The following is a 6,754-nucleotide window of genomic DNA, read 5'->3' as shown; positions in this document are numbered from 1 at the left end:
AACCATTTCGCGCCGCAGCAGAAACTCGTTTCCAAGGAACGCATCGGCGCGAAGACCACCAAGAAATACGACAAGCCTGCCACGCCGTACCAGCGCGTCCTGGCCGATACCGCGGCTGTCGCCAAGAGAGTGAAGACACGGCTGGCCAAGGAAAACGAGCCGCTGAATCCGGCGGCCATCCAACGCCAGGTCCAGGCCCTCACGGCCGAACTGCTGACCCTCACCACATCTAAACAAGGACCAAAGCCCAGGCCGGCTATCCGGGCAAAATCAAATGATTCCACGAATCAATCGAAGCGGGCATCTTGACATGATTCCCCGGGTGGCCGCGGCTAATATAGCCGATCAGTCCGGCAGCGAGTAACGGGCCTCGACTTTGCCCAGTTTCCAGTACGCGACGGCGGACAGCCAGGTCACCGCGAACAGCCCGCAGATCATGAAGCCGAAGTTGTCCAGATTCACCGAAGCCACCCAGGCAAGGGGACCGCTCTGCAACGGGATTTTCTCTGCCAGCAGTCCCAGCAGCCCTACCCCGCCGACCAGAAAGGCTACGACGACGGACATGCCGGTAACCATGAGGTTGTAGTACACCTTCCGGATCGGGCGGGCATATGCCCATTGATAGGCCCGGTGCATGAAAATGCCATCGAGCGTGTCGAATAGCGTCATGCCGGCGGTGAACAGAACCGGCAGGACGAGGACCACATACCACGGTGCGGCCAGGGCGGCGCTGCTGCCGATGACAAACAGTCCGATCGTTGTGGCTGTATCGAAGCCCAGTCCGAACAGCAAACCGATGGGATACATCTTCCAGGGCCGATCGATCTGACGGGCCAACGGCCCCAGAATGCGATTGAGGAGGCCGCGGTTTTGCAACAGTTCCTCCATCTGCGCCTCGTTGTATTCGCCGCTCCGTAGTTGGCGGAAAACCCTGGCGATACCGACGAACGAATACAGGTTCAGGGAGCCGATCAGCAGCAGGAACAGCCCGCAGACGACAACGCCCCAGAGTCCGGTGATGGAGGCAAGCACCGAATCGTCGTCGGAGATCTGGTCGGCCAACAGATTCAGTCCGGCGGCCAGCAGCGCCACGGCAACGATCACAACAGTCGAATGGCCCAACGCGAACCAGAACCCCACGGACACCGGCCGGCGGCCCTCCCCCACCAGCTTGCGTGTGGTGTTATCCACCGCCGCAATATGGTCGGCATCGAATGCGTGGCGCGCCCCGAGAATGAAAGCAGTAAATGCCAGCCCGAGCCCAAAAGGTGCTTGGTCGGCAAGTTCGTACTGCCCAGGTAGGACGACGGCGAAGAACATGCCCCACCCGGCGACCAGCAGAAACGCAATCACCACGGCCATGAGCAAAATACTGCGCCGGGTTCCTGTCGCCTGTCTCCGGAGGTCACGTTTCACGATTGTCCTGCCACTCTGGCCGCATGACGGCTTCGACTATGGAACATCAATGGAGCACGTCCGCCCAGAATGCAGAGGTCCCGTCTGCTGTGTCAATAGGCCGGCAAATTCCCTATACACAGAAACTCCCCAGACTCTTTGTCTAGGATGTGGGGCTGGAGGACTGCGCATCCTGTTGGAAGAGGTGCGTGGCGAAGAGTCAACGAAAGCAGGCACATCCCATGGCAGGATTCAGCAAGTTCGGCAAGATCGCCCAAGAGCTAGCACGCAACCCGAAGGTCAGGCAGGCGCTGCAGAACCCCAAGACAAAGCAGGCGGGAGCCAAACTGGTTGAGCGGGCCGCCGACGCCGCGGACAAAGCGACCAAGGGCAAGCACACCGACAAGATCCAGCGCGCCCGCCATGAAGCCAGGAAGCGTATCAACGGAGGGGACAACAACGGCAATCCCGGACTTGGTGGAAATAAGCCGTCAGCATAGTCAAGCGTCGGCATAGCATATCCACAGGTGCCGCTTTGAGCTTGCCTTCGCCACAATAAGCATGCTTGGCTTTAGTGGTACCCAAATTTGGAAGGCACGAACGAAAGCATGATTGACAGACCGAACGCAGTACCGTCGACCTTTAGCGCACCTTCACTCGCACAGTTCCTTCCCGCGGACGCATCGCTGCTTCACACGATGCGAAACAGGGTGCACTGCCGCAGGCCCATGCAGGTGATCGATGCCGATCGCCTCTCCGTCACCGAACCTCTGCTGGTCGGGGCGGAACCTTCAGGTGCCGCAGTGCGCCCCGCAATAGCCGAGCGACATCCGGTGACGACGTACCGCTGCGAATGCGGCTTCACCCTCGAGGAACCTGCATGAATGATAAGGCCCGCCCGGACAACATCCGCGATGAGCAGCAGACCCAAGCCGGGGGTGCAGTTCCCGCAGGCTACGTCGGCAGCGGCGACCCCGCAGCCGATCGCAAGCCAGAGGACGCACTCGCCGATTCAACCGAGGAGCAAGATCCGCTGAAACGGAACCAGCAGGACTGAGCATGCGAACTCCTGCAGCCCGGCGGAGGAACGTCATTTCCGGGCTGCTCTTCGGGTTGGGCGTCATCGCCTTTCTGGACGAGGTGGTTTTCCACCAGCTCCTGCATTGGCATCATTTCTACGACCGCGGCACCACAGCGGCCGGACTCGTTTCGGACGGCGTGTTCCATGCCTTCAGCTGGTTCGCCACGATCGCCGGATTGTTCCTATTCGCTGATTTACGACGGCGACACGAGCTGCGCCGCCGGCTGTGGGCGGGTGCAGGGCTCATCGGGGCCGGAGCATTCCAACTGTACGACGGCCTGGTCCAGCACAAATTGCTGGGCCTGCATCAGATCCGCTACGACGTAGACCTGCTGCCCTACGACATAGGCTGGAATGTAACCGCAGTCCTGGTGATGGTGGCCGGCGCGGTTCTGCTGTTCCGCGGCCGGGCTGCCCGGGACAGTCTGGAGAACGATGCATGAGCACGGCGGCTTCCTGCCCGAAGCGGCGCTCTTCCTGCCGGCGCTGGTCGCAGTCGCCGCGTACCTCTTCTCGGCCGCTTCCCCACGGATAGCCGGAGCGTGGCCGAAGCGCCGCTCGGCCTGCTTCGTTCTCGGCGTGCTCACCGCCGCTTCAACCTTTGTAGGTCCCTTCGCGGTGCTCAGCCATCAGGATTTCACCGCGAACGTCGGCGCCCATCTGCTGGCCGGCATGGTGGCGCCGTTGTTCCTTGTATTGTCCCGGCCGATCACCTTGGCGTTGCGCACGCTGGAGGTGGTTCCGGCCCGGCAGCTGTCCGCGTTGCTCAAGAGCAAGCCCGCACAAGTTCTGACCGATCCATCCGTTGCCGCGGTGCTGAATGTGGGCGGCATGTGGGTGATGTACCGGACGGACCTTTACCAGGGCATGCAGGACTCCGTCCTTATCCACTGGCTGGTCATGGGCCACGTGCTGGCTGCCGGCTACCTTTTTGCCGCAGCAATGGTGGGGCGGGATCCGGCTCCGCATCGTCCGAAGCATGGCTACCGGTGCGCTGTGCTGGTCGCGACCATCGCTGCACACAACGTATTGGCCAAGAGCCTGTACGCCATGCCGCCAGCCGGAGTCCCTACCGGCGAGGCAGAAATTGGAGGCCAACTTATGTACTACGCCGGCGGCTCGGTTGAACTGGCACTCATTATCCTGCTGTGGCACCAGTGGTACCGCACCGGCGCACGCAAGGTTCCTGCCGTCGTCGTCCGCAGTTCCAGCACAGGGCCGGCAGTATGACGGCCGAGCGGCACAAGCCGCCGGAGCTGGCAGAGGATCGTTTTGTCGGCAGCAAGGATCTCACGCGGTGGAAGACGCCGGTAGGACGGTTTTTCGCCCGCGCGATGGAATGGGCCAGCCGCCTGCTCGGTCCGCATACCGCGCTCATCATCACGCTTGCGGCCGGTGCCATTATTGCCACGGCACTGACTGCTCTTTCGGCCGAAGTGTACGAAGCCGTTGCCGAATCCGACGGCGTCGCCGCGCTGGACCAACCACTACTGGACACCGCTGTGACTCTACGGTCGCCGGAAGCCAACGCGGCGATGACGGCCTTTACGAATCTCGGCGGCGGCATCGGCATGACGGTTCTGGCAGCCCTGGCACTTCTCGCGCTGACGCTTCAGCGAAGATCCTGGACGCCCTTGGTTCTCATGGTCGCGGCGGCCGGCGGTTCCCTGTTGATGACCATTGCCGGGAAAGAGCTGATCGGGCGTACCCGGCCGCCGCTTTCCTCGGCGGTGGCGCCTTTCGAGCATTCGCCGTCTTTTCCCAGCGGCCACTCGCTCAACTCGATCGTCATCGCCGGCATCGTCGCCTACCTGCTGGTCCTAAAGCAGCAATCGAAGCGCACCCGCACGCTGACCATCGCGGGCGCAGCACTTTTCGCCCTCGCCATGGGGCTGAGCCGGGTCTTCCTGGGCCACCATTGGTTTACTGATGTCCTGGTCGCGTGGACGCTGGGCATCGCTTGGCTTGCCGCCGTCATCACGATCCACCGGCTGTTCCTGACCGTCCGGTACCGCAGGGCCCGCGGCGGACCGGCAGGGGTGGAACTGGTTCCGGCGCGGGAGTACGGTGGAAGCATCAGCCCGCCCACGTGAGACGGGCGCGCCCGCTGGAGGACAGCAGCCATGACAACACCAGTATTTCCGCAGGAGAACGACCGCCGGCACAGCGAAGATGCTGTCGAAGGAGAGCTGGAGCAGATCCCGTACGTCGCCCATCCGCATTCACAGGACGCCGCGGAGGGCCCCGACACCGACGATTAACAGCGGCTCAGGGCCCAAGCAGGTAGGCCGATTCCCCCTGTCCCCGTGACAGGCTCCACGCCCGGTGGGAGCATGGGGAAGTATGGCTTGGACGGAAACGAACCAGAGGAATCCGAGCGGCAAGACATTCCTCGGCCAGCCGCGCATGCTGGCCAAGCTGTTCAGCGTTGAACTCCGGGAGGCGCTTCTCTTTCCAGGGCATGCGCAATGTCGTCCTGCTGTACAAATACTTCGCGCACGCACACCGGCACGCGCAACAGCGAGATTGGAGCACCCATGGCAGAAGAAACCCTTGGCAGCCCGACTCCGGAATCCGGCGGGGACATCAACAGGGATCCGGAGGAATGGGTCACCGGCGATGAACCGATGACCGAAGCCCAACGCAGCTACCTGGATACACTGGCCCGCGAGGCCGGAGAGGAACTTACCGCCGATCTGACCAAGGCCGAAGCATCGGAGCACATCGACCGGTTGCAGAAATCCAGCAACCGGCTCTCTAAGGACCAGTAAGCAACGCCAGGAGCCCGCGCGAGGCACCGCAACCAGGAGGACAGCATGACGGAAACCGAGTCCGGCAACGAACCCCGCGAGCACAGCGAGATGCCAGCCGAAGGCGAACGCCCGCAGCGGCCCACCGATTCCGGCCAGCACCCGCAGGCACCAGCCGAGGGCGTTGACACCGAACAAGGACAAAGGCCGGACGAGCCGGACGCGGACTCCGCAAAGGCCTGACGGACGGATTCCTGAGCGAACCCGAAAGAGATTACATTCTTCTGAGTTTCCTGCTGCCGGGATTCTCTGCCCAGTACAAACCGGCCGCGACGAACAGCAGGCCGACAACGGCCGCTCCGACAAAGCTGGCGTACGCTCCCCACAGCACCGCAGTCGCTCCGCAAAGCACCAGCAGCCAGCCGGCTACAAGGGTGCGGTGGGGAACGGCCGGAGCCGGAGCGAGGGACAGGGTTTGCACCAGGGCCGGATCATCCGCCCTGAGCTGCTGCTCAAGCAGGAACAGCTGCTGACGCTCGTAGTCAGAAAGCGTCATGGTCGTCTCCGACTTCTGCAAAGTCGAGACGTACGCATCGTTGCGTGTGGTACTTCATTGGCTTCTCTCCCATTAGAGGCCGATGACCAAGCTTTTGGTCGGAATAAGAGTACGAAAATTCACCCCGCGGAGCAACGGACATCGCCATGCGTCGAAGCCGCGTAACAAAACTCATTCCGGCCGGTCCCGGAAGAGCCCTTGGCAGGCTTGTTGGGCCTGCCTAGTCTGGGAGTACAGGCCCAACCGCAGACCACTCAGCCGAAGGAAAGAAGGCAGAACATGTCTGAAGAAAACCCGAATACCGAGGCCCCCAACAACGCATCGGACGGGATTATTGGCAACCAGGACGACACCGAAGGCGGAGCCCGCCGGCTTGAGCAGGACGAGGACCGCGCGCACGGCGGAGATCCGGAGAAGGCGGAAGAGCTGGAAAAGAAGGCGTTCGGCGATACCGACAACGACGGCGACGGGGACGCGCCCTACGTGCAGTTCCCTGGCTAGCTGAAGCCGCCTTTCCTAAGACGGGACATCCAGAACGGAAGCCGGGCCGATCCGCCGTCGTTGGTCGATCGGCCTGGCGGGACAGTCGTAGCGTTCGACCATCAGATCCTTCGCCCAAGCCCGCAGCCACATTGCTTCCACAACCGCATCAAGCAGATACACGCCGCTGATGCGCCCGGTGCCGCCGTAGACCAGATCGACCGCAGCGAAAGTCCCCGCCGTTCCCACCCCGATTCGCCGGGCTGCGGCCAGCCCTTCCGGTGACGTCCGGCCGCGCAGCTGGGCGTAGCCCGCGCCGACAGCCAGGCCGCCCACGCATTTGACCAGCCAGGCGTCAACTTTAGGACCTGACACCGTCTCGAAACTGCGGTAGTGCAGCAACGGCCAGAGACCTGCCGCCATGTTGAACAGGCCATGAGCCACCGCCAGCCGGGATCTCTTCATGATGCACCTTTCGCCGGCCAGCAAGAA

Annotated in this window: 12 protein-coding genes and 1 pseudogene; 10 read left to right on the top strand and 3 right to left on the bottom strand. The window is 62.6% G+C overall.

Annotation, left to right across the window (positions count from 1 at the left end; translation table 11 throughout):
* Window positions 1-309 (top strand): annotated as a pseudogene (locus tag AC3A4M_RS22295) (hypothetical protein); the annotation flags it as partial.
* A gap of 36 nt (window positions 310-345) precedes the next feature.
* Here the strand turns inward: AC3A4M_RS22295 and nicT are convergent.
* Entirely contained in the window at window positions 346-1,416 is a 1,071-nt protein-coding gene (nicT, locus tag AC3A4M_RS22290; protein WP_498738729.1) for a Nickel transporter NicT, read from the bottom strand.
* A gap of 221 nt (window positions 1,417-1,637) precedes the next feature.
* On the opposite strand from nicT, the gene AC3A4M_RS22285 reads away from it, so the two are divergent.
* The 8 genes from AC3A4M_RS22285 (at window position 1,638) to AC3A4M_RS22250 (ending at window position 5,469) form a co-directional block, all read left to right on the top strand.
* A complete protein-coding gene (locus AC3A4M_RS22285; protein ID WP_498738727.1) occupies window positions 1,638-1,895 on the top strand; it encodes an Rv0909 family putative TA system antitoxin in 258 nt (85 codons plus the stop codon).
* Between the two features lie 380 nt (window positions 1,896-2,275).
* Window positions 2,276-2,452 carry a hypothetical protein gene (locus AC3A4M_RS22280; protein WP_498738725.1) on the top strand — a complete coding sequence of 59 codons (177 nt, stop codon included), beginning with the start codon at window positions 2,276-2,278 and terminating at the stop codon, window positions 2,450-2,452.
* Between the two features lie 2 nt (window positions 2,453-2,454).
* Window positions 2,455-2,919 carry a DUF2243 domain-containing protein gene (locus tag AC3A4M_RS22275; RefSeq protein WP_498738723.1) on the top strand — a complete coding sequence of 155 codons (465 nt, stop codon included), beginning with the start codon at window positions 2,455-2,457 and terminating at the stop codon, window positions 2,917-2,919.
* Window positions 2,912-3,706 (top strand): cytochrome c oxidase assembly protein, encoded by a 795-nt coding sequence (locus AC3A4M_RS22270; protein WP_498738721.1) that lies wholly within the window; start codon window positions 2,912-2,914, stop codon window positions 3,704-3,706. The genes AC3A4M_RS22275 and AC3A4M_RS22270 overlap by 8 nt, the downstream gene beginning before the upstream one ends.
* Window positions 3,703-4,569, top strand: a complete 867-nt coding sequence (locus AC3A4M_RS22265; protein ID WP_498738719.1) for a phosphatase PAP2 family protein — start codon at window positions 3,703-3,705, stop codon at window positions 4,567-4,569. The genes AC3A4M_RS22270 and AC3A4M_RS22265 overlap by 4 nt, the downstream gene beginning before the upstream one ends.
* Window positions 4,570-4,599: 30 nt before the next feature.
* Entirely contained in the window at window positions 4,600-4,737 is a 138-nt protein-coding gene (locus AC3A4M_RS22260; protein WP_498738717.1) for a hypothetical protein, read from the top strand.
* 276 nt (window positions 4,738-5,013) lie between these two features.
* Window positions 5,014-5,247, top strand: a complete 234-nt coding sequence (locus tag AC3A4M_RS22255) for a DUF3072 domain-containing protein (protein ID WP_498738715.1) — start codon at window positions 5,014-5,016, stop codon at window positions 5,245-5,247.
* A 45-nt stretch (window positions 5,248-5,292) separates the two neighbouring features.
* Window positions 5,293-5,469 (top strand): hypothetical protein, encoded by a 177-nt coding sequence (locus AC3A4M_RS22250; protein ID WP_498730711.1) that lies wholly within the window; start codon window positions 5,293-5,295, stop codon window positions 5,467-5,469.
* Between the two features lie 31 nt (window positions 5,470-5,500).
* Here the strand turns inward: AC3A4M_RS22250 and AC3A4M_RS22245 are convergent, their stop codons facing one another.
* Complete coding sequence (locus AC3A4M_RS22245) at window positions 5,501-5,782, bottom strand: DUF3040 domain-containing protein (protein WP_498738714.1); 282 nt, start codon at window positions 5,780-5,782, stop codon at window positions 5,501-5,503.
* Window positions 5,783-6,061: 279 nt separating this feature from the next.
* Here AC3A4M_RS22245 and AC3A4M_RS22240 point away from each other — a divergent pair, with 279 nt between their 5' ends.
* Complete coding sequence (locus AC3A4M_RS22240; RefSeq protein ID WP_498730715.1) at window positions 6,062-6,283, top strand: hypothetical protein; 222 nt, start codon at window positions 6,062-6,064, stop codon at window positions 6,281-6,283.
* Window positions 6,284-6,298: 15 nt separating this feature from the next.
* On the opposite strand, the gene AC3A4M_RS22235 is transcribed toward AC3A4M_RS22240, so the two are convergent.
* Window positions 6,299-6,727 carry a hypothetical protein gene (locus AC3A4M_RS22235; RefSeq protein ID WP_498738712.1) on the bottom strand — a complete coding sequence of 143 codons (429 nt, stop codon included), beginning with the start codon at window positions 6,725-6,727 and terminating at the stop codon, window positions 6,299-6,301.
* Between the last annotated feature and the right edge of the window lie 27 nt (window positions 6,728-6,754).

It is taken from the genome of Arthrobacter sp. Soil_C_60, assembly GCF_057656375.1.
This window is presented reverse-complemented; position numbering and strand designations above follow the sequence as displayed.

Bases quoted from the DNA above. Each gene is read 5' to 3' on its own strand.
- AC3A4M_RS22285 (WP_498738727.1), top strand. From the start codon at position 1,638: ATGGCAGGATTCAGCAAGTTCGGCAAGATCGCCCAAGAGCTAGCACGC.
- AC3A4M_RS22280 (WP_498738725.1), top strand. From the start codon at position 2,276: ATGAATGATAAGGCCCGCCCGGACAACATCCGCGATGAGCAGCAGACC.
- AC3A4M_RS22275 (WP_498738723.1), top strand. From the start codon at position 2,455: ATGCGAACTCCTGCAGCCCGGCGGAGGAACGTCATTTCCGGGCTGCTC.
- AC3A4M_RS22270 (WP_498738721.1), top strand. From the start codon at position 2,912: ATGCATGAGCACGGCGGCTTCCTGCCCGAAGCGGCGCTCTTCCTGCCG.
- AC3A4M_RS22265 (WP_498738719.1), top strand. From the start codon at position 3,703: ATGACGGCCGAGCGGCACAAGCCGCCGGAGCTGGCAGAGGATCGTTTT.
- AC3A4M_RS22260 (WP_498738717.1), top strand. From the start codon at position 4,600: ATGACAACACCAGTATTTCCGCAGGAGAACGACCGCCGGCACAGCGAA.
- AC3A4M_RS22255 (WP_498738715.1), top strand. From the start codon at position 5,014: ATGGCAGAAGAAACCCTTGGCAGCCCGACTCCGGAATCCGGCGGGGAC.
- AC3A4M_RS22250 (WP_498730711.1), top strand. From the start codon at position 5,293: ATGACGGAAACCGAGTCCGGCAACGAACCCCGCGAGCACAGCGAGATG.
- AC3A4M_RS22245 (WP_498738714.1), bottom strand. From the start codon at position 5,782: ATGACGCTTTCTGACTACGAGCGTCAGCAGCTGTTCCTGCTTGAGCAG.
- AC3A4M_RS22240 (WP_498730715.1), top strand. From the start codon at position 6,062: ATGTCTGAAGAAAACCCGAATACCGAGGCCCCCAACAACGCATCGGAC.
- AC3A4M_RS22235 (WP_498738712.1), bottom strand. From the start codon at position 6,727: ATGAAGAGATCCCGGCTGGCGGTGGCTCATGGCCTGTTCAACATGGCG.